Origin of the sequence: Flavobacterium swingsii (assembly GCF_900111965.1) — a bacterium.
GTDB classification, from domain to species: domain Bacteria; phylum Bacteroidota; class Bacteroidia; order Flavobacteriales; family Flavobacteriaceae; genus Flavobacterium; species Flavobacterium swingsii.
Genome location: NZ_FOJT01000001.1, coordinates 240,088 through 261,919 on the forward strand (window position 1 = coordinate 240,088; position 21,832 = coordinate 261,919).

Genomic DNA, 21,832 nt, shown 5'->3' on the forward strand with positions numbered 1-21,832 from the left:
ATATAATTTTAAGAGAAAAATGTGATTAATTTTTTAAATTTGGAAATAATAAGTAGAAATTATACAATACCTTTTTATATACAATTATTAATTCACCATACTAAAAAAGCGTTTGTTGCGGCAAGCGCTTTTTTATTTTTCTAGAAGTTGTTTTAGAGCCGGTTGTATTGATTTGTATTGAAATTCGAAACCAGCATTTTTTATTTTTTGTGCGTTTACATTTTGACTTTCGAAAAGTAAGGTATGCATTTCTCCTAAAATTAATTTCATAACAAATCGAGGAACATTTGGCATAAAGAAAGGTTTTTCTAAAATTTGTGCCGCTGTATAGTTCAGTTCATAGTTAGTAATTGGTGATGGAGCCACTGCATTATACACACCTTGAAGATTATTTTGTATCACAAACAAAAACATATTGGCTAAGTCATGAATATGTATCCAAGATTGCATTTGTTTTCCTGAGCCAAATGCAGCACCAATTCCTAACTTTATGGGTTTTAATATTTCAGGAAGCGCACCGCCTTTTGTAGAAAGAACCAAACCAGTTCGAAGTTTACAAACATTTATACCCAATCTTTCGATTTGATTTACGGATTTTTCCCATTTCACAACTACATTAGAAAGAAATGTATCCTCAAATTTTGTAAAATCCTCAGAATAATAATTTTTTAAACTATCTGGATAAATTCCTATAGCTGACGACGAAATGACTTGTTTTACTTGGTGTGGATTATTTTTTAAAGCACTATATAATAAGTTTGCTGATAATACTCTGCTTTCAATTATTTCTTGTTTGTATTTTGGCGTCCAACTTTTTGCAATACTTGCTCCTGCTAAGTGTATAATTGTTTTTACACCTATCAGGCAATTTTCGTCGATAACTCCAGATTCAGGACTCCAGTAAAACCCATTATAATTGGGTTGGTGTTCGATTTTGTTTTTGCTTGTTGTTAGATAATTAATTTTTATACCATTTTGCAACAGCAATTCGGTAAGCGCCGTTCCGACAAGACCAGTTGCACCAGTAATAAGGACTTTCATTCTAATTTTTATTTAAAATTAATAAATGATTGTCTTAAGTATTTATTAATTGTATAGAATTTAACTATTGTTGAAATTATTTTATTTCAGTCGAATACTCCATTCGAAATCCATTTCAGAAACTTGTTCTCCTTTTTCGTTAGTTCCTATCGATTTCATCCAGAAAGTTTGACCTTCTCCAGTTTCGATAGTTTTTTTTACTGCTTCTTCTATAAGATGCCCGTCGTTACAAGTAAAAGTGATTCTTCCTGTGGCTTTTTTGGTGAAATTTCCTTTGTTGTTAGCCACTAACATAGAAATGTTCCGCTTACTTTTTTGAATATGTAGCATAACCATTGCTCCTGTTGTGAGTTCGGCAGCCATTGCTTGTACTGCAAAATACATCGATTTGAATGGATTTTGATTTACCCAACGGTGCTTTACAGAAACAACACATTGTGTTTCGGTAATGCTTTTTGCTCTAACTCCAGACCAAAAAGCTGATGGTAATTTGAAAAATAAAAATTTATTTAAATTTGATGCTGAAAACTCCATAACGCTATATTTTTCGCTAATGTACAAAAAAATACTATGTACGCATAATATTTTTAATTGTTAAATAAATGTTAATATTTAGTACTTTGTAATGCATAATAGCTTTTTTTAACCGTATCTTTGCATAAGAAATTAATAGCTAAAAGAAAGTACTATTTATTTTATCATCAAAAAAATCAAAATTATGGAAGCAGTTCTAACATCAAACAAAGAAAAAAATTACGCCTCATTTATCCATTTGAGTGCTTTGACAAAATATTTTATTCCTTTTGGAAATTATATTTTACCTATTGTGTTATGGGGAAGCAAAAAAGATTCATCGGAATTTATAAATCATAACGGAAAGCAAGTTTTGAATTTTCAACTAAGCATGTTATTATATTCAATTCTGTTATTAATCGTTTCTATTCCTACTTTATTGTTTTCGATATTCAATAATGTAAGTTTTAACGAAATTGAAAATGGTAATTTTCTAATCGAAAAATTATCTACTGGAAACATTACAGGCATTGTAACCATTGCTTTAATTGCCATCGGATTATTTTGTTTTATGAAAATCGCCGAATTTTTCCTAATCATATATGGTGCTATGAAAACCAATGAAGGAGAATATTTTAAATACCCGTTAACTATTAATTTTCTAAAATAAGTTTCAATCATCAGCCGAAAGGCAAATCAAAAATCAATCAAAAAATGAACAGTTTAATCATTAAAAAAGAAAATCTATGAACATTGAAAACACGAAAGCGCAAATGCGAAAAGGTGTACTCGAGTTTTGTATCTTATCGGTCTTAAAAGACAAAGAAGCATACACCTCAGAAATTTTAGACACCTTAAAAAACGCAAAGCTACTGGTTGTAGAAGGAACAGTATATCCTTTACTTACCAGGCTTAAAAACGATGAGTTACTCAGCTATCGCTGGGAAGAATCTACTTCTGGACCACCAAGAAAATATTACGGATTGACAGAAGAAGGACAAACATTTTTAAACGAATTAAATAGCACTTGGACAGAATTGTCTGATGCAGTAAACATTATAACTATCCAAAAATAATAGCCATGAACAAAACAGTAAATATGAATTTAGGAGGTTTTTTCTTTCACATAGATGAAGACGCCTATCAGAAATTAAATCGCTATTTTGATGCTATAAAGAGATCTCTTTCTAGCGACGGTCGTGACGAAATCATGAACGATATTGAAAGTAGGATTTCGGAACTTTTTTCAGAAAAATTAACTTCTGAAAAACAAGTGATTGGTCTAAAAGATATCGACGATGTTATAGCCGTTATGGGACAACCTGAGGACTATAAAATTGAAGACGACAATTCAACTCAAATGAATTACACTTCTGCTTCAACTCGTTCAAAAAAACTATATCGCGACAAAGAATCAGGTATTATTGGAGGTGTTGCATCTGGTTTAGGACACTACTTTGGTATGGATCCTGTATGGATAAGAATTATTTTAGTACTACTGGTTTTTGCTGGTTTTGGAACAGGAATATTGGCTTACATTATTTTATGGGCGGTAACTCCTGAAGCGGTAACTACAACTGAAAAATTAGAAATGCAAGGAGAACCTATAAACATTTCTAATATAGAAAAGAAAGTAAAGGAAGAATTTGAAAATGTTTCTGAAAAATTTAAAAATGCCGATTACGGAAAAATGGGAAGCCAAGTAGGAACAGCTGCCGGAAAAATAGGAAGTTCTTTAGGTGATGTCTTAGTTTCTATATTCAGTGTATTTGCTAAATTTATTGGTGCATTAATAGTTATAATTGCCTCAGCAATGTTAATCTGTCTAATAATAAGTTTGTTTACCGTAGGTTCTACTTCGTTTCTAAGTGTGCCATGGATGGATTATTTTAACACTTTCAACTATACAAATACGTCAATGTGGTTTGTTGCTTTACTAACCGTTTTAGCAATCGGAATTCCATTTTTCTTTCTACTTATTTTAGGTCTAAAAATATTAGTTAGCAACTTAAAATCTATTGGAAATATTGCAAAATATACATTATTAGCTATTTGGATTTTAGCCATTGGAGTATTAATCACTTTAGGAGTTCGTACAGCTACTGAAATCGCTTTCGAAAACAAAGTAGTTCAAAAAGAAATCATCAATATCAAGCCAACCGATACGCTTTTTGTAAAATTCAGATACAATGATTATTACACAAAATCGATTGATAATCGTGAAGATTTTAAATTCGTTCAGGATTCAGCCAATAACAATTTGATTTATTCTAACAATGTGAGCATCGAAATTATGCCAACTGACGAAAAGTTACCATTTATTCAAATCGAAAAAAGAGCCAATGGTAAAACTTTTACTGAAGCAAAACAAAGAGCCGAAAAAATAAACTACGGATTCAAAATTGAAGGAAACCAATTGATTCTTGATAATTATTTGTTAGCCGATGTAAAAAGCAAATATCGTGGTCAGGAAGTAGCATTGTACTTGTATTTACCAAAAGGAACTTTGCTAAAACCAGATGCTTCTGTAGAACGTTATAATGATTCAGATTGGGATTATTTCCAATCAAGAGACGATTCAAATTATGCTTACAAAGTGGGAACTGACAAAGTAGAATGTTTAAACTGTCCGATAGAAAAAGACGAGGACGAAGACGATGAACATACTGCAACTGTTACTATTGATGAAGACGGTGTGAAAATTAAAAATGACACTGTGATTTCAAATTCAAAAGAAATAAAAGAGCTTAAAATAAATGAAGATGGAATTATCATTAAAACCAAATAATTTAAAAATGAAATCTTTATTAAATTTAAAAAACAGTCTTTTAGCATCTGTAGTTTTTTTAGCAAGTATAAATAGTAATGCACAAAATAATATTAAAATTGTACATTACCCAGAACAACCTTTAAAAGAAAAAAACAGCAATCAATACCATTTGAATTTCGATTTTGTTATTGAAAATAGTTCAAAAGACACTTTGATATTAACACGTTTGGAGGTTCAAGCATTCGACAAAAATAATGTTCTTGTTCAACAAAAGTTCTTAGACAATAACGGTACAGCGCCAAGTATAAATACCATTCCGGAAATTCAATGGAATGGTATGGCGAAAAACATTTTGTTCAATCCGTTTCCAGAAGTAAATTTGGTGATTCGCAAGTTGGAATATACTTTCACTTTCAATAATAATATTGAAGTTAAAAACACCGTTATTCCGAAAGATTACGAACAACTGAAAGATTTTAATTTACCCTTAAAAAGCAGATTATTGATTTATGATGGTCATGATTTGAATTCGCATCACCGTCGATTTAATTATGAGTTTGCTCCTATTCATCAATTAGGATTTACAGGAAATTTTATGCGATATGCGTATGATTTTGTAGTTTTAAATACTGAAAACAAGCAATTTGCGAACAAAGGTGAGAATGATACAGATTGGTTCGGATTTGGAAATGATGTTCTTGCAGTTGCCGATGGGGAAATTGTAACTGTAGAAACTAATCAAAAAGACAACAAACAATTTGACATTCCGGCTCTAAAGGACAATCCGTTGGCATTGTACGGAAATTATGTAGTCATCAAGCACAATGACAATGTTTATAGCATGTACGGTCATTTAAAAAACCAAAGTTCTGTAGCTTTTAAAATTGGGGATAAAATAAAAAAAGGTCAGAAAATTGGTTCGATCGGAACAAGTGGAAGTTCATTTTTCCCGCATTTGCATTTCGAAGTGAGAAACAATATAAACCATGATGCAGAAGGAGTTCCTTCTTATTTTACAAATTTTAATCTGATTTTAGGATCAGAAATAAAAGAAATCAAAAAAGGAACTGTCAATACAGGTGATATCATTCAATCAAAATAAAACAAACAACTAAAAACCAAATAATCATGATAAAACTAATGGTTCATTTAGTCCGAATAGTAATTGCAGCATGCATTGCGCTATTATTTAATTCTTGCAAATATGACATAGAATTAGGCGAAAAAATCACCGGAAGCGGTCATGTTGTTACACGAGAAAGAAACTTAGCAACATTTACAAAAATTGAAGTAAGCCAAGGTTTAGATTGCGAAGTAACACAAGGAAATGATCAAAAAGTAGTAATTGAAGCCGATGATAATTTACAAGACGGAATTATTACTACTGTTACTAATGGTGTTTTAAAAATATCATCAAAATACAATAATTATAATAATGTGAAATCTAGAAAAATCAGAGTTCAAATACCAGAAATTTTAGGTTTAGAAACTACAAGTGCTTCTTCTTTAGTTACTAAAAACATTATAAAAGGTAATATTATTTATTTAAAATCCAGTAGTGCAAGTAATTTAGATGCGAATATTGAAGCCGACAAAATTATACTCGAAGCCACTAGCGGAAGTGATTTAAACATTGAAGGCAAAGCGCTAGAACTAACAACAGCCTCATCTAGCGCGAGCAGTATTGATGCCAAAAATTTACTAGCCAACGATATAAATTCTCAAAGTTCGAGTGGAAGCACAACAATTGTAAATCCAATTCTGAAACTAAAAGCACACGCATCGAGCGCAAGCTCTATAACATATTCTAAAACTCCTAAAAGTTTAACTATCGAAGAAAATTCTGGCGGAAGCGTAGACAAAGAGTAAAATAAATTTAAATTTATTAAAATCATTCATCAAAAGTGAATGATTTTTTTATATTTGTGATAAACAAATTTGAAAATGAAAAAAAATATCCTACTTATTTTTACAATCTTATTAACTACAATAACTTTTGCCCAGAAAAAGGAAAAAGTAAAAGGATCTAAAATAGTTACTGTCGAAAAAGTAGAAATTGCTGCTTTTACAGAAATTGAAATCGAAGACAATCTTGAAGTTTTTTTAGTAAAAGGTGATAAAAACAGTATCGATGTAGAAACTGACGAAAATTTGCACACTGCTATCAACCATCAAACTTATGGTACTTCTTTGCGTTTAAATACAAATAAAGAAATTTCGGGTTTCAAAAAATTAGAAATCAGAGTTACTTATACCGATAGTTTAAAATTAATATCAGTAAAACACGAAGCAAAACTAAATGCCGTTTCTGATTTAGGATTAAAAAATATTACTATAAAAACTTACGATTATAGCAAGACAGTTATTAATGCAAATGCTCCTAATTTTACTTTGCTAGCAAACGACAAATCGAAAGTAGAACTAAACTTAAAAAGTGAAGATGCCTTTATAGAAATGAGTAAAACTGCTGAAATAAAAGCACATATTTCTGTGAATAAATTAAAATTTGATATGTACCAGAAATCTGAAGCAATTATTGATGGTGAAGTTACAGAAATGAAACTCCGTTTAGATAATAATGCCACTTATGACGGTCAGAAATTAACTTCAAAAATGCTTAATTTAACCACCGAAAGTAGCACAAAATGTAGTATTTACACAAATGGAAGTTTGTCTATCTCTGCTGCGGGAAAATCGGAAATTTCGATATTTGGCGAACCAAAAATAGAGCTAAAAAAGTTTGGAGACGAAGCTGTTTTGTATAAAAAAGTAGTGAAGTAATTGTTACATATTCATAAAAAAAATCCCACTTCAATGAAGTGGGATTTTTTTTATGAATCTATTTTTCGTTATTCTTTTGCAGCCAAATATCTTTCGGCATCTAACGCAGCCATACAACCCGTTCCTGCAGCAGTAATTGCTTGTCTGTAAACATGATCGGCAGCATCACCAGAAACAAAAACACCAGCAACATTAGTTTTAGCAGTTCCTGGAATATTTACAATGTAACCAGTTTCGTCAAGAGTGATATAATCTTTAAAAATATCGGTATTTGGTTTGTGACCAATGGCTACAAAGAAACCAGTAGCTGGAATATCAAAAATATCTCCAGTGGTTTTATTTTTTGCTTTAACAGCAGTAACCACTTGACCATCTCCTAAAACCTCGACAGTATCGTGGTTCATTAAGATTGTAATGTTTTCGGTTTTGCGAACACGAGCTTCCATAATTTTCGAAGCTCTAAATTGCTCACTACGAACTAACATGGTTACTTTTTTACACATTTTAGATAAATAATGTGCTTCTTCACAAGCTGAATCTCCTGCACCAACAATAACAACTTCTTGATTACGATAGAAAAATCCGTCACAAATTGCACATGCCGAAACGCCACCACCAGTTTTTAGATAATGTTGTTCTGAATCGATTCCCAAATATTTCGCAGTTGCTCCAGTCGAAATGATTACTGTTTCACAGTGTAATTCTTTTGTGTCGTTTATCCAAACTTTATGAATACCACCAGAAAAATCGACTTTTGTAGCCCAACCATCACGAACATCAGTACCAAAACGTTTGGCTTGTTCTTCTAAACCAACCATCATTTCTGGCCCAGTTATTCCTTCTGGGTTTCCTGGAAAATTTTCTACTTCGTTTGTTGTTGTAAGCTGACCACCGGGTTGAGTTCCTTGGTATAAAACGGGGTTCATATTTGCTCTAGCAGCATATATTGCTGCCGTGTAACCTGCAGGACCTGAACCTATAATTAGGCATTTTATTTTTTCGATTGTATCGGACATAATGAATATTTTTATAAAGATGCAAATGTAAACTTTATTATAAAAAATTTACTCTTTAATAAATTGAAAAAACTTATTTATTTATAGAAAAATACTTTTATTGTTTTATATGCTGGATTGCCCAGATTAGTAAGGTGTTTTTTTCTTTTGGTAAACCTAATTTTTCAATAATATTACTACGATGACCTTCTACTGTTTTTTCAGAAAGAAACAATAATTCTGCAATTTGTTTGCTTGTTTTTTGTTGGGCAATGAGTTCGATAATTTTTCTTTCGGATAAGGTTAGTTTAGCAAGGTCATCATTGTTATTCTTATTCTTATTATCTACAACTAGATCATCTTCGAGGAATTCGCTCACATAACGATTCCCTTTTTTTACTTCCAGCAAGCATTTTTCTAATTCTGTTTGGGCATGTTCTTTAAGAATGTATCCGTAAATTCCGTACTCACTAGCTTTTTTGAAAATGGTCATTTCTTTGTGCATGGTAAGCAAAATAATTTTAGTTTTTAGTTTGCTTTCTTGTACTTTTTTGGCAACATCTAAACCATCTAGACCTGGCATATTTATATCTAAAATAGCAATATCTGGTTGATGAAGTGTAATTAAATTTAAAGCTGAAACTCCGTTAGAACAAGTATCGGTTACTTTATGACCGTAAGATTCTAAAAAGCTTTTTGTTCCTTGTAAAGTAAATGGATGATCGTCTGCAATTAATATTTTCATTATACTTTTTTGATTTCAATTGAGATAATTGTTCCGTTTTTGTCTGATATAATTTTTGCTTCTCCACCTATTGCTCTACTTCTTTCAATGATATTATGCAATCCAAATGCATTTTTTCCGTTTAATGTTTCGGTAACATTAAATCCTTTTCCATTGTCTTTTATTTCTACAAAAAGAGTGTTGTTTTTTTGAGAAACTGTAATTTTTGCAGCAACTGCATTGGCATATTTAATAATATTAGACAATGCTTCCTGAATAATTCGATACACTTGCAATTCATCATTTATAGATAAGGAATTGTTATAATCAACATCTGCTGTTACCATAAAATCATTTACAGATTGTGCACGTTCGACTAATTGTTCGACACTTGCTTTTAATCCAATTTTGTCAAACATTATTGGATGCAAGTTTCGACTAATAATACGAATGTCATTAATAATGGCATCTATTTTATTATTGGTAACATCTGTTTTTTCTTCAAACGAATTTTTTAGACTTAATAATTCGTGGCTCACACTATCGTGCAAATCGCTAGCAATACGTTTGCGTTCTTCCTCGGTTTTTTCTAATAATTGTTTGGTGTATTGTTGTGCATTTTGTTTTTCTAATTTTAATTTTTTCTGTTTTTGTCGAGTGATATAAACCACCACTGTTAGAAATAGTCCCAGAAACAGTGAGGCTAAAAGTGCAATTGTTGTATTTTTATTTAAAATTGTTGTTTTTTGAAGTGTGATTTGTTGTTCTTTTTTTTGGGTTTCATATATAGCTTCAAGCTCAGCTATTTTCCCTCTTGTTGCAATATCAGATATGCTATCTGCAATTATTCGTTTATCTTTTTCGATAGTAAAAGCATTTTTAAAATCATTATTTTGAAGCGCACTTGTTTGTAAAACACCATAAAACATATTTACTTTTTCGTATTGCTGATTGGTTATTAGTATTGGTAATGCTTTTTTAATATCTTCAAACTCGGAATAATTTGGATTTTTCTTTATTTCATATTGTGCCAAGGCAACTTTGTATTCTAAGGTTAAATCATCAGAATTAATTTCTTCAACTATTGGTTTCAATTCGTCAATTACTTCTTTAGCTTCGGGTAATTTATTCGCTTGTACTAAATTTTCAATTTTAAAATCAAATATTTTAAGTTTTAATATTTTACTTTCATCTTTACTATCAATAAACGCCTGATAAGTAGAATCGATAAGTTCTGTTTTTCGAGAATCATTCATAAAATCATATATGGAAATTTTATTAATCAAACCGATGTAAACATTATACGTATTGTCAATGCTCTTATAGGATTTTATAGCTTTATCTGCATTATCAATAGCTCTTTTTTTATCACCAATAGCTGTGTAAATATTTGAATAATTTGAATAAACAAAAGCCAATCCTTTAGGATTATTAATTTTAGTAAAGTATTCAAAAGATTTCTGATTGGCAGCTAAGCTTAAATTTTGTTTACCCGTAATATAATATATATAGGATAAATCATAATAAGCTCTGGCAATATTGTAACAACTATTGTAGTCATTAGGTTCTAATAAAGTGATGTTTTTAAAATAGTCACTCGCTTTTTTTAAATTGGATTTATCAAAATAATAATTAGCTAAATAAGCATCTACAAAAGTGGTTTTTAGGGCTGGCACTTCCTTTCTGTATTTAGCATCAAATTCTTTGATTGTAGCCATAAAGTTTTCGTTAAAATCATAAGAATCGGCTAGATATATACAGGCTATATCTAAAATTTCAGCAGCACTTACATAGTTTTGTTCTGCAATTTTTTGATTATAGTATTTATATAAAACCGATAAATATTTTTTATCTTTTTTGTAGTTTTCTACTTTACGTAAATAGGCTTTGGTAGTATCTTCTTGAGCTGGAATTTCTTTTACAAAAACCACTCCATTTTCTTTCTTTTCATTACAAGCATATAATAAAGTGATAACAGCAAGTAGCAAAAGAAGTCTGGACGATTTTATGGTGTCTTTAAACATTTGTATATTTTTTTAACAAAAGTATCTAATTAAATCGCATAAAAAAGTGTTTGTCAAAATTCAGGGGTTTCCCCCTATATGAATTAATTTTCTATTAGGTCAACTTTGTCATCTGAATTATAGGGACTAAAACACATAATCAAAAAATTCAAAAACTTAATTAATTTTAAAAACCAATTTTTATGAACAGAATCTTACTCAAAAACCAAAAAAAATCCTTTGAAAAAGGAAAATATTGGACAAAAACATTGGCTATGCTATTGTTTTTTATAGTACTAAGCGTTACAAAAACAAGCGCACAAATTACCATTACCGTGCAAAACAACACTAACACTACGCCAAATTTAGCAACAAGCTATCCGTCGTTAGCTGATGCGTTAAATGCTTTAAATGCCGTTACAGGAATGACAGGTACTGTTTATATGACTGCCTTTACTTATGGCACTGAAACTGCACCACCAAAAGGATTCACAATTGGTAGTGCAACTTTAAACCCAGTTTTGTCTGCAACAAATAATGTTATGATTAACGGAAATGGTTCTTTGATAAATGCTGGTTTAGGAACAGCAACTCCTTCTAGCGCTAGTCCAGATGGAATGGTAAAACTTGTTGGAGCAAACTATATCGATTTTCGTAATTTTTCGCTTGTAGATGGCAACACGACCAACCCTGCCACTATGGAATTTGGTATTGGTTTGTTTAAAGCCAGTGCCACCGATGGGTGTAACAACAATATCCTATTAAGTAACAACATTAATATGCAACGTGTCAATTTTGCAGCAGGAAGTGGTCCTATGCCAGCTGGTGCAACAGGAATTATTATGGTCAATTCGACACCAACGGCAGCAATAACCTCTCTAGTACCAACTAGTGTTTCGGGAGCCAATTCTAATAATCGAATAGCAGGAAATACAATAAATGGTGGTAATAATGGTATTCATTTATCTGGTTTTGCAAATATTTCACCTAACGATGACTATAATAACGAGATTGGTAACTCAAATACAATTCGAAATTTTGGTGGTGGTGCAACCACAGCCTCATTTGCAACTGGTATAACCGCAACCAACCAATGGAATATTTTAATTACCAATAACATAATAGACAATAATACAGGAACAGGCGTAAACACACTATATACTTTATATGGAATATTTTTACCATCTGGTGGAAATAACGCCAATGTAAACATTACTTACAATACTATAAAGCTACAAAGCGGAAGCGGAACCGAAATATTGTATGCTATAAACAATAGTGCAGGTGCTGGTACAGGAACAATAAGTATAAGCGATAATGCTGTAAATTTAGGCTATGCAAACGGTACAACTGGAGCTATTAGTGGGATATCTAACAGTGCTTTGCCTACTGTATTAAATATGAATTACAACACAGTCGAAGGGATTTCAGGTGTTCCTTTAGCAGGAACAGGAGAAATAAATGGTATTGTAAATACATCAACTATTCCCACTGTAAATACAAATGGTAATAACATCAGAAATTTTGATAGAACAGGCGCTAGTGGTATTTTATCTGGCATGAAAATTAGGTCGGCTAACTGGAATGCTTTTGGTAATATTATAGACAATCTTAAATTTTCGGCAACAAGTTCAACAGGAAATATCTATGGGCTGAATTCTACTAGTCCAAATACGAATTTAGATTCCAATACAATCAAAAACCTTTCTATTCCATTTACAGGAAGTATTTATGGGATTTATGATGCAGGAAGTTCAGGAATAAAAACAATAAGTAGTAATCAAATATTCAATTTTGCTACAAGTACAGGTGGTACAGGTGGTTCCAATTTTTATGGAGCATATTGTGTAACTGGTACAGTTACAATAGGAAACAACAGTATTTATAGTCTTAATATTTCTGGTAACAATGCAACTGCTGGAAGTTCCGTGTCTGGCATACGCTTGGATTCTCCTACCAATAAGGTTTTCAATAATAAAATATATAATCTTTCTGCTAATTCTACTTTAGGTTCAAGCCGAGGGATTTATACTTCGGCAGGAAATGCAACGTTTTACAATAATGTAATTTCAGATTTAAGAGCACCCAATTCAACTTCTTCAAATGGGGTAAACGGATTTATTACCAATGGAAGTATGAGCTTGTATAATAATACTATTTTGTTAAACGAAACAGTAAAAAATGGACCAAATTCAGGTTCTAATGTGGTATTCTTTAACTCGTCTGGAACGTTAATTTCTAGAAACAATATATTTATTAACAAATCGGTAGTATCTGGTACAGGAAACGCAAGAGCACTATATTGTACTAATTTTGCAACTACTTATGACACCTCATCAAACAATAATTTGCTTTTTGCACCTGTTATTTTTTCCGATGGTACAAACACTGATACAACACTTGCTGCTTTCAAAACCAGAATGGCAACGCGTGACCAAAACTCTGTTACCGAAACCACAACCCCTTTTACAAGCACAGTTGGTTCTAATGTAGATTTTTTACGATTGGCAGATGGTGTAGTATCGGTTGCCAATAATGCTGGTATGCCAATTTCTACTCCGTCAATCACTAACGATTTTTTCGGAGTTACAAGAGATGTAACCACGCCAGATATTGGGGCATCAGAATTTTCAGGAACTCTAGGAAATCAAAGTTTTAGTTTTAATTCAAATTTTTCTGTTTATCCAAATCCATCAATCGATGTATTTTCTATAAGCAGTGATGCTCGTGGTAACCTAGTTGTTTACGATTTAATTGGAAAAATAATCAAATCTGAAACTATCGATTTAGGGATTACAAAATTAGATTTAAGTAATTATCCGAGTGGTATTTATTTGATGAAAGTTACTAATGATAAAAATGAAACAAAAACAATGAAATTGATTAAACAATAGTTTTAAAACTTCTTTATTTTAAATGGGCTAACTATTTGGTTAGTCCATTTTTTTATTTTGAAATTCAGGGGTTTCCCCTTATATGATTCTCTGTTAATTAGAGTCATCTTTGTTATTCCGTTTTAAAAATCAATTTAATACTTTAATTTATGAACATAAGACTACTTCAAAAAACAAAAACACTAGCCCTACTTTTGTTTTTTATGCTACTAAGCAGTGCAACAACACAAGCACAAAACACCACTCTGGCATGGGCAAAAACCATGGGTAGTACAGGTAATGATATTTCCCGAAGCGTCGCTGTTGATGCGGTAGGCAATATATATACTACAGGGTTTTTTGCAGGAACAGTCGATTTTGACCCTAATGCTGGGGTTGCCAATCTTACTTCGGCTGGGAGTACTGATATTTTTGTTTCTAAACTAGATGCCACAGGCAATTTAGTTTGGGCAAAAGTATTGGGTGGCATTAGTAATGATATTGGCTATGGTATTGCTGTAGATGCTTCAGGAAATGTATATACTACAGGGTGCTTTGCAGGAACTGTAGATTTTGACCCGAATGCAGGAACTACAAACCTTACTTCGGCCGGAGGCTACGATATTTTTATTTCTAAATTAGATGCTTCGGGCAATTTTGTTTGGGCAAAAGCAATGGGTAGCACTAGTAATGATATTGGCTATGGCTTTACTGTAGATGCGTCTGCTAATGTATATACTACAGGGGTTTTTGCAGGAACAGTCGATTTTGACCCTAATGCAGGAACTACAAACCTTACTTCGGCTGGTAATCAAGATATTTTTGTTTCTAAACTAGAGGCGAATGGTAATTTGGTTTGGGCAAAAGCAATGGGTAGCACTACTAACGATATAGGTTATGGCATTGCAGTAGATGCTTCAGGAAATGCATATACCACAGGAGGTTTTTCAGCAACTGCCGATTTTGACCCTAATGCAGGAACAAATAATCTTACTTCGGCTGGTGGTGCCGATATTTTTGTTTCTAAGCTAGATGCTTCGGGCAATTTGGTTTGGGCAAAAGCAATGGGTAGAACTACTAACGATATAGGTTATGGAATTGCTGTAGATGCTTCAGGAAATGTATATACCACAGGTTCTTTTCAAGGAACAGTCGATTTTGACCCAAATGCTGGGGTTTCCAATCTTACGTCAGTTGGTGGTCAAGATATTTTTGTACACAAAATGAGTACTCCAGCTGCTGCGCTAAATTTTGATGGAGCAAATGATTATGTAGGTGTAACAGCTCCAACTAACTTGCCAATTGGAAATTCTAATTATACCATCGAAGCTTGGATAAAACCTTCAGCTCTTGGAGAAAGAGGAATTGTTGGATGGGGAAATTGGGGAGTGGATAATCAATGTAACGCATTCAGATTATCACCAACGGGGTTAGTAAACTATTGGTGGGATCAAGATTTAACAGTAAACTATGCTTTTGCTTTAAATACTTGGTACCACGTGGCTTGTTCGTTCGATGGAACTACTCGTACAATATATGTAAACGGAGTTGTAATAGGCTCAGATACTCCAGGAGTACATACAGTAACTAATACTAATTTTCGTATTGGCTCTACCAATAATGCTGAATATTTTAGTGGTGGAATTGATGAAGTACGTATTTGGAACAGAGGTTTACCACAAGCTGAAATTGTAAATAATATGAATTGCGAATTAGCTGCAGGTCAAACTGGTTTAATTGCGTATTACCAATTTAACCAAGGTTTTGACAATTCCAATAATAGTGCAATAACAACTTTAACAGATGCTAGCGGAAATGTTAATACTGGAACTTTAAATAATTTTGCTTTAAACGGAACAACATCTAACTGGGTTGCTCCAGGTGGTGTAACAACAGGAAATTCTTGTTTTGCTTATATACTCGCAAATACTTTAAATTTTGATAACAATAGTGATTATGTCGAAGTTAACGACAATGCTTTATTAGATTTTGGTGCAAATGATTTTACCGTCGAATATTGGGTAAATAAAAAAAACAATGATGTTTATGGTGGTGTAAACAAATGGAACACAGCCGCTACAGCAGGTAGTAACGAGTGGGGATTAATATTAAGAGAAGATGGTGCGTCAAATAACAAGCCAAATTTTGTATTTGAATCTGGCACAACATATTATGCTTGTGCTGCAACAACTAACTTAAACCTAAACACATGGTATCATATTGCTGGTGTTAGAGAAGGAACTAATCTTAAAATTTATGTAAACGGAGTTTTAGAAAACACCATACCAATTGGTAACATTGCGGTAAATAATGCGGGGAGAAGTTTACTTATAAATAAGTTGTTTTCTGGGAATTTTACAGGAGCAGATTATGAAGAACTTCGTATTTGGAGTCGTGCATTACCACAAACTGAAATCATGAATAATATGAATTGCGAATTACCAGCAGGACAAACAGGTTTGGTGGCTTATTACAAATTCAATCAAGGAATTGATATTGCTAACAATACAACAATAAACACTTTGACCGATTCGAGCGGTAATAATCTAAACGGAACACTAAACGGATTTGCACTAACAGGAACCACATCTAACTGGAAATCGGGATCAGTTATTACTTCTGGAAATACTTGCTCTCCTTTTTTAAGTACAGATAATTACGATTTCTCATCAAAATTATCGGTATATCCTAATCCGTCAAGTGATGTATTTTCTATAAATAGTGATACACGTGGTGAAATTGTAGTTTATGACTTAATTGGAAAAATAATCAAATCTGAAACTATCGATTTAGGGATTACAAAATTAGATTTAAGTAATTATCCGAGAGGTATTTATTTAATGAAAATTACTAATGATAGCAATCAAACTAAAACAATGAAATTGATTAAACAGTAAATTTAATTAGTTTTTAATGAAATAAGGCTTCCAAAAAATATTTTGGAAGCCTTATTTTTTTGCTAAAATTCAGGGGTTTCCCCCTATATGAATTCATTTTCTATTACACCAACTTTGTAATCTGATTTAAAGGATTACTGAAGTAATCTATTCTTTCTAACATTAATATAAAAATAAATTATGAAAAAAAATGTACTTAAAACAAAAAATCATGCTTCAATAAGAAGAAAAATTTTTACAAAAATAATAACCACTTTGGCTTTTATTTTATTAAGCAATACTATGTTTAGCCAAGCAGGCGCAGCATTATCTTTTGATGGTGCAAATGATTATGTACAAATGGGAAATATCATGCCCGCAACTTATACTAAAGAAGCTTGGTTTTATGTTTCAAACCTAGGACTTCAAAACAATCTTATTTCTGGAGGTTCAGATGGGCAACATGCGCTGTATCCTTCAACTACTTATGGAAACAGATTGTCTGCGGGACACAATGGTACTTGGAATGCAGTGCAAGATCCAACTCCAATAGTAGTCAATACTTGGTATCATGTTGCTTTGACTTATGATGTGGCAACCACTACGATGAAATTATATAAAAATGGAATTTTAGTTTCAACAAATACAAGTGTACCTCCTTTTATAGGTGGTAGTGCTTTACGACTTGGTTCTTATGATGCAGCCTCAAATCAACTTGGAGGTAAATTAGATGAAGTTCGCATTTGGAATAGAGTGTTACCACAATGTGAAATTCAATACAACATGAATGGCGAATTACCTTCTGGACAAGTAGGACTGGTAGCCTATTATAAATTTAATCAAGGAATTGCTTTAGCAAATAATGCAGCTATTACAACTTTAACAGACTTTAGTGGTAATGCAAATACTGGAACACTTACTAATTTTGCCCTTACAGGAGCTACCTCAAACTGGGTAACACCAGGAGGTGTGACTACTGGAACTATGAGCCCAGCTCCTTTGTCGGTTACAAGTCCTCAAGTTTTTTGTACAGGCTCAACAGTTGCCAATTTAACAGCTACAGGTACCACTATCAAATGGTATAATGTGGCTACTGGCGGAACTGCTTTGGTTTCTACAACAGCATTAGCTACTGGAACTTACTATGTGACACAAACTACTGGAACTTGCGAAAGCCCTAGAACGGCTGTGATTGTGACAGTAAATACAACGGCTATACCAACGGCTACTTCCCCTCAAGCTTTTAATACAGGGTCTACCGTTGCCAATCTTATAGCAACAGGAACTGCTTTAAAATGGTATGCAGTTTCAACAGGTGGAGCTGCTTTAGTAAGTACAACTCCATTAGTAACCGGTTTGTATTATGTTTCTCAAACTATATCAGGTTGCGAAAGTCTGAGAAGATCTGTTCAAGTAAATATTAATGGTGCTGGATTAGATTTTGATGGAGTGAATGACCAAGTAAGTTTTGGAAATGCAATAACAACTGTATTAAGCGGAACTAATAAACTTACAGTAGAAGGTTGGGTAAAAACAACTAATACAACAGGTATAAAAACAGTTATTTGTAACCATGGAAGTGGTTTACCTACCCAATTCGATTTACGCACAAATGGAACTAATTTTAATTGCTTTGTTGGTTTTGGAACATACGTTGTCACAGGAGGAACAGTTATTCCTAATACTTGGCAACACGTTGCTATGGTATTTGATGGGGTAACATTAAAATTATATGTTAATGGTGTTAATGTTGGTACTACAAATACTCCATCATATACCTTACCCGCTAGTACTGCTCCTATTATAATGGGAAATAATGGTTATGGCGAAATTTTTCAAGGAAAAATGGACGAAGTCCGTGTTTGGAATCGTGCTTTGCCTCAAGCTGAAATTCAAAATAATTTAAATTGTGAATTGGGTGCTGGTCAAACAGGATTAGTTGCTTATTATAAATTTAATCAAGGAATTGATAACGCAAGTAATACTACAATAACTACACTTACAGATTCTAGTGGAAATACTAATACTGGAACATTAAGCAATTTTACACTTACAGGAACAACTTCAAATTGGACAGGAACTGGTGGCGTTACAACAGGGAATACTTGTTCTACTTATTTAGCCGTGAATGATTTTGAATTCTCATCAAAATTATCCGTATATCCTAATCCATCAAGTAATGTGTTTTCAATAAATAGTGAAACACGAGGTAATATAGTTGTTTATGATTTGATAGGAAAAATCATCAAATCTGAAAATTTAGATTTAGGCATTACAAAACTAAATTTAAGTAATTATCCAAGTGGACTATATTTAATGAAAGTGACTAATGATAGCAATCAAACTAAAATGATGAAGTTGATAAAACAATAGTTTTAAAACTGTTTTAAACTAAATGAGGCTTCCTAAAAAGAAGCCTCATTTTTTGTTTTATAATAAATTTCCTAAAAAGGAACATCGCTATCGTCATCAAAATTATTAGAACTACTTCCAAAAGCTTCATTAGCAGATGGTAAGTTTTTAGTTTGAAAAGGATTGTCGTCATGACCTAAATTCATAGTCGATGGCAAATAATCGTCACCTCCCGAATAATCCTCAAGATTGTCAAATTTACCTAAGTTTCCAATAAATTTCAGACGGACATTTTCTAAACTACCATTACGGTGTTTTGCTATAATAAATTCGGCTTGACCTTGTGTTGGTGAGTGTTCATCATCATCCCATTCATCAATTTTATAATATTCAGGACGATAAATAAACGAAACGATATCGGCATCTTGCTCAATCGCTCCAGATTCACGAAGGTCAGAAAGTAAAGGTCTTTTGCTCGACCCACGAGTTTCAACAGCACGCGATAATTGCGAAAGTGCAATTACGGGAACTTCTAACTCTTTGGCCAAAGCCTTTAAATTTCGGGAAATAGTCGAGATTTCTTGCTCACGATTTCCTGGTCCTTTTCCGTTTCCTCCAGCAGTCATCAGCTGAAGATAATCGACAATAATTATTTTTATATCATGCTGAGATTTCAAACGTCTGGCTTTGGCACGCAAATCGAAGATAGAAAGCGACGGCGAATCATCTATATATAATGGTGCTTTTTCGAGATCTTTTACTTTAACACTTAATTGTTCCCATTCGTGTTTTTCGAGTTTTCCTGTTCTTAATTTTTCCGAAGACAAACCTGTTTCTGAAGAAATAAGACGTGTTATTAACTGAACAGAAGACATCTCTAGAGAAAATAATGCTACGGCATGACCAAAATCGATAGCGACATTTCTCGCCATTGATAGGACAAATGCGGTTTTTCCCATACCTGGACGAGCCGCAATAATAATTAAATCGGACGGTTGCCAGCCAGAAGTTACTTTGTCCAATTTCTCGAAACCAGTTGCAATTCCAGAAAGTCCTTCTTTACCTGCAATTTCTTCGATACGTTTTTTGGCTTGAATTACTAAACTTTGTGCAGTTTCGGAACTTCGTTTTATATTTCCTTGCGTTACTTCGTATAATTTTGATTCGGCTTTGTCTAGCAAATCGAAAACATCGGTAGTTTCGTCGTACGATTCTTCAATAATTTCTGAAGATATTTTTATCAAACTTCTTTGAATGTATTTTTGTAAAATAATCCTTGAGTGAAATTCGATATGCGCCGAAGATGATATCTTTTGGGTAAGTTGTATCAGATAAAAATCGCCACCAGCCAAATCTAGTTTGCTCATTTTTCGCAATTGAGCAGAAACTGTAAGCAAATCGACCGGTTGAGAATCATTAAATAAAGTAACGATGGCTTCAAAAATATATTTGTGCCCGTCCTTGTAAAAAGCGTCAGGCTGAAGAATATCAATAACCTCATCGACCCCTTTTTTGTCAATCATCATAGCACCCAACACAGCTTCTTCTAAATCGAGAACTTGCGGTGGCAGCTTTCCTTTTTCTAGGTTTATAATCGTAGTTTTATCTACTCTTACAGGGTTTATGTTTTTGAAATTTTCCATGTTGCGAATTTAGGTTTTAATACCATCAAATTGAAATAAAAACAATCATTAGATTGTGAATAACTTGTGTTAACAACTTTTATTTTCTGTTAACAACACAAAAAAACCGCCTTATTACTAACAAGACGGTTTTTATATATAAAGTGCGATTTTACTCGTTGTATTCGCCCATTTTACTGTATTTGTCCATTCTTTGAGAAACTAAATCGGTTGTTGATAAGTCTTTCAATTCGTTAAAAGCTTTAAGTATATATTCTTCGACCGTTTTGAAAGCAGTTACTTTATCATAATGCGCTCCGCCTAATGGTTCTGGAATAATATCATCGACTAATTTTTGTCTTTTCATATCGGCAGAAGTCAGTTTTAATGCTTCGGCTGCTTGTTCTTTGTATTCCCAACTTTTCCATAAAATAGAAGAACAAGATTCTGGAGAAATTACCGAATACCATGTGTTTTCCATCATCAGCACTCTATCTCCTACTCCTATTCCCAATGCACCACCAGATGCTCCTTCTCCTACAATAACACAAATAATTGGTACTTTAAGTCTTACCATTTCAAGAATATTTCTTGCAATAGCTTCTCCTTGTCCTCTTTCTTCTGCTTCAATTCCTGGAAATGCTCCAGGAGTATCGATTAATGTAACTACAGGAATATTAAATTTTTCTGCCATTTTCATTAATCGTAATGCTTTACGATAACCTTCTGGATTTGGCATACCAAAATTACGAAATTGACGCATTTTTGTATTGATTCCTTTTTGTTGTCCTACAAACATAAAAGACTGGTCTCCTATTTTTCCTAGACCACCAATCATGGCTTTGTCGTCTTTGAAATTTCTGTCGCCAAAAAGCTCCAGAAAAGTACCTTTTGTAAGGTTGGTAATATGCTCTAAAGTATAAGGACGACTAGGATGGCGAGATAATTGTACTCTTTGCCAAGCGGTCAGGTTTCCGTATATATCTTTTTTGGTATCTTCTAATTTTTGGTTTATTTGTTTGCAGGTTTCTGTAACATCAACGCTAGATTCTTCTCCAATTATTTGACATTTGTCTAATTGTTCTAGGAGTTCTTTTATAGGTAATTCAAAATCTAAATATTCCATAAGATTTTTGTATTTTGTTTAGGTTTGAAAAGCAAAGATAGTTTTAAATTTAAAGATTGAAAAATTTAAAGATTGAAAAAATCAGTTTCTTTTGATTTGAATGCCCTAGCCCAGATGGAAGGGAAAATCCTTTTCTTTTTTTTCTTTAAAAAAAGA

The 21,832-nt window shown here is 32.7% G+C and carries 16 protein-coding genes; 9 read left to right on the top strand and 7 right to left on the bottom strand.

The features are described from left to right. Window positions 1–132 precede the first annotated feature (132 nt). Together BM053_RS01165 and BM053_RS01170 are read right to left on the bottom strand one after the other, a co-directional pair. Window positions 133–1,041 carry a TIGR01777 family oxidoreductase gene (locus tag BM053_RS01165; protein ID WP_091473073.1) on the bottom strand — a complete coding sequence of 303 codons (909 nt, stop codon included), beginning with the start codon at window positions 1,039–1,041 and terminating at the stop codon, window positions 133–135. A gap of 81 nt (window positions 1,042–1,122) precedes the next feature. Beyond that, window positions 1,123–1,575 (bottom strand): DUF4442 domain-containing protein, encoded by a 453-nt coding sequence (locus tag BM053_RS01170; RefSeq protein ID WP_091473075.1) that lies wholly within the window; start codon window positions 1,573–1,575, stop codon window positions 1,123–1,125. Window positions 1,576–1,759: 184 nt separating this feature from the next. Here BM053_RS01170 and BM053_RS01175 point away from each other — a divergent pair, with 184 nt between their 5' ends. The 6 genes from BM053_RS01175 to BM053_RS01200 all read left to right on the top strand — a co-directional run bounded on the left by BM053_RS01175 (window position 1,760) and on the right by BM053_RS01200 (window position 7,105). After that, window positions 1,760–2,224: a DUF4870 domain-containing protein gene (locus BM053_RS01175; protein ID WP_091473077.1), complete on the top strand. Its 465-nt coding sequence runs from the start codon at window positions 1,760–1,762 to the stop codon at window positions 2,222–2,224. Between the two features lie 76 nt (window positions 2,225–2,300). Further along, complete coding sequence (locus BM053_RS01180; RefSeq protein WP_091473079.1) at window positions 2,301–2,630, top strand: PadR family transcriptional regulator; 330 nt, start codon at window positions 2,301–2,303, stop codon at window positions 2,628–2,630. Between the two features lie 5 nt (window positions 2,631–2,635). Continuing rightward, entirely contained in the window at window positions 2,636–4,342 is a 1,707-nt protein-coding gene (locus tag BM053_RS01185) for a PspC domain-containing protein (protein WP_091473081.1), read from the top strand. Between the two features lie 7 nt (window positions 4,343–4,349). Beyond that, window positions 4,350–5,426, top strand: coding sequence for a M23 family metallopeptidase (locus BM053_RS01190; RefSeq protein WP_167357262.1), 1,077 nt, complete (start codon window positions 4,350–4,352; stop codon window positions 5,424–5,426). A 26-nt stretch (window positions 5,427–5,452) separates the two neighbouring features. Further along, a complete protein-coding gene (locus BM053_RS01195) occupies window positions 5,453–6,193 on the top strand; it encodes a head GIN domain-containing protein (protein ID WP_091473086.1) in 741 nt (246 codons plus the stop codon). Between the two features lie 75 nt (window positions 6,194–6,268). Then, complete coding sequence (locus BM053_RS01200) at window positions 6,269–7,105, top strand: GIN domain-containing protein (protein WP_091473088.1); 837 nt, start codon at window positions 6,269–6,271, stop codon at window positions 7,103–7,105. 68 nt (window positions 7,106–7,173) lie between these two features. Here BM053_RS01200 and trxB read toward each other — a convergent pair whose 3' ends face one another. From trxB to BM053_RS01215, 3 genes are all read right to left on the bottom strand, one after another. After that, window positions 7,174–8,121, bottom strand: coding sequence for a thioredoxin-disulfide reductase (trxB, locus tag BM053_RS01205; RefSeq protein WP_091473090.1), 948 nt, complete (start codon window positions 8,119–8,121; stop codon window positions 7,174–7,176). 97 nt (window positions 8,122–8,218) lie between these two features. Then, entirely contained in the window at window positions 8,219–8,845 is a 627-nt protein-coding gene (locus BM053_RS01210; RefSeq protein WP_091473093.1) for a response regulator, read from the bottom strand. Further along, window positions 8,845–10,848, bottom strand: a complete 2,004-nt coding sequence (locus BM053_RS01215) for a tetratricopeptide repeat-containing sensor histidine kinase (RefSeq protein ID WP_091473095.1) — start codon at window positions 10,846–10,848, stop codon at window positions 8,845–8,847. The genes BM053_RS01210 and BM053_RS01215 overlap by 1 nt, the downstream gene beginning before the upstream one ends. A 182-nt stretch (window positions 10,849–11,030) precedes the next feature. Between BM053_RS01215 and BM053_RS01220 the strand changes: the two genes are divergently transcribed. From BM053_RS01220 to BM053_RS01230, 3 genes are all read left to right on the top strand, one after another. After that, entirely contained in the window at window positions 11,031–13,721 is a 2,691-nt protein-coding gene (locus BM053_RS01220; RefSeq protein WP_091473099.1) for a beta strand repeat-containing protein, read from the top strand. Window positions 13,722–13,870: 149 nt separating this feature from the next. After that, the gene (locus tag BM053_RS01225; protein ID WP_091473101.1) at window positions 13,871–16,597 is read left to right on the top strand and encodes a LamG-like jellyroll fold domain-containing protein; all 2,727 of its coding nucleotides are present in this window, start codon (window positions 13,871–13,873) and stop codon (window positions 16,595–16,597) included. A 180-nt stretch (window positions 16,598–16,777) separates the two neighbouring features. Further along, complete coding sequence (locus BM053_RS01230; RefSeq protein WP_091473105.1) at window positions 16,778–18,949, top strand: LamG-like jellyroll fold domain-containing protein; 2,172 nt, start codon at window positions 16,778–16,780, stop codon at window positions 18,947–18,949. A 71-nt stretch (window positions 18,950–19,020) separates the two neighbouring features. Here the strand turns inward: BM053_RS01230 and dnaB are convergent, their stop codons facing one another. After that, window positions 19,021–20,571 carry a replicative DNA helicase gene (dnaB, locus tag BM053_RS01235; protein ID WP_091473107.1) on the bottom strand — a complete coding sequence of 517 codons (1,551 nt, stop codon included), beginning with the start codon at window positions 20,569–20,571 and terminating at the stop codon, window positions 19,021–19,023. A 151-nt stretch (window positions 20,572–20,722) separates the two neighbouring features. After that, on the bottom strand, window positions 20,723–21,676 hold the full coding sequence (locus tag BM053_RS01240) for an acetyl-CoA carboxylase carboxyltransferase subunit alpha (RefSeq protein WP_091473110.1): 954 nt from the start codon (window positions 21,674–21,676) through the stop codon (window positions 20,723–20,725). Window positions 21,677–21,832 lie beyond the last annotated feature (156 nt).

Excerpts from the sequence above, each read along its gene's own strand:
- BM053_RS01165 (WP_091473073.1), bottom strand. The coding sequence starts at position 1,041 with ATGAAAGTCCTTATTACTGGTGCAACTGGTCTTGTCGGAACGGCGCTT.
- BM053_RS01170 (WP_091473075.1), bottom strand. The coding sequence starts at position 1,575 with ATGGAGTTTTCAGCATCAAATTTAAATAAATTTTTATTTTTCAAATTA.
- BM053_RS01175 (WP_091473077.1), top strand. The coding sequence starts at position 1,760 with ATGGAAGCAGTTCTAACATCAAACAAAGAAAAAAATTACGCCTCATTT.
- BM053_RS01180 (WP_091473079.1), top strand. The coding sequence starts at position 2,301 with ATGAACATTGAAAACACGAAAGCGCAAATGCGAAAAGGTGTACTCGAG.
- BM053_RS01185 (WP_091473081.1), top strand. The coding sequence starts at position 2,636 with ATGAACAAAACAGTAAATATGAATTTAGGAGGTTTTTTCTTTCACATA.
- BM053_RS01190 (WP_167357262.1), top strand. The coding sequence starts at position 4,350 with ATGAAATCTTTATTAAATTTAAAAAACAGTCTTTTAGCATCTGTAGTT.
- BM053_RS01195 (WP_091473086.1), top strand. The coding sequence starts at position 5,453 with ATGATAAAACTAATGGTTCATTTAGTCCGAATAGTAATTGCAGCATGC.
- BM053_RS01200 (WP_091473088.1), top strand. The coding sequence starts at position 6,269 with ATGAAAAAAAATATCCTACTTATTTTTACAATCTTATTAACTACAATA.
- trxB (WP_091473090.1), bottom strand. The coding sequence starts at position 8,121 with ATGTCCGATACAATCGAAAAAATAAAATGCCTAATTATAGGTTCAGGT.
- BM053_RS01210 (WP_091473093.1), bottom strand. The coding sequence starts at position 8,845 with ATGAAAATATTAATTGCAGACGATCATCCATTTACTTTACAAGGAACA.
- BM053_RS01215 (WP_091473095.1), bottom strand. The coding sequence starts at position 10,848 with ATGTTTAAAGACACCATAAAATCGTCCAGACTTCTTTTGCTACTTGCT.
- BM053_RS01220 (WP_091473099.1), top strand. The coding sequence starts at position 11,031 with ATGAACAGAATCTTACTCAAAAACCAAAAAAAATCCTTTGAAAAAGGA.
- BM053_RS01225 (WP_091473101.1), top strand. The coding sequence starts at position 13,871 with ATGAACATAAGACTACTTCAAAAAACAAAAACACTAGCCCTACTTTTG.
- BM053_RS01230 (WP_091473105.1), top strand. The coding sequence starts at position 16,778 with ATGAAAAAAAATGTACTTAAAACAAAAAATCATGCTTCAATAAGAAGA.
- dnaB (WP_091473107.1), bottom strand. The coding sequence starts at position 20,571 with ATGGAAAATTTCAAAAACATAAACCCTGTAAGAGTAGATAAAACTACG.
- BM053_RS01240 (WP_091473110.1), bottom strand. The coding sequence starts at position 21,676 with ATGGAATATTTAGATTTTGAATTACCTATAAAAGAACTCCTAGAACAA.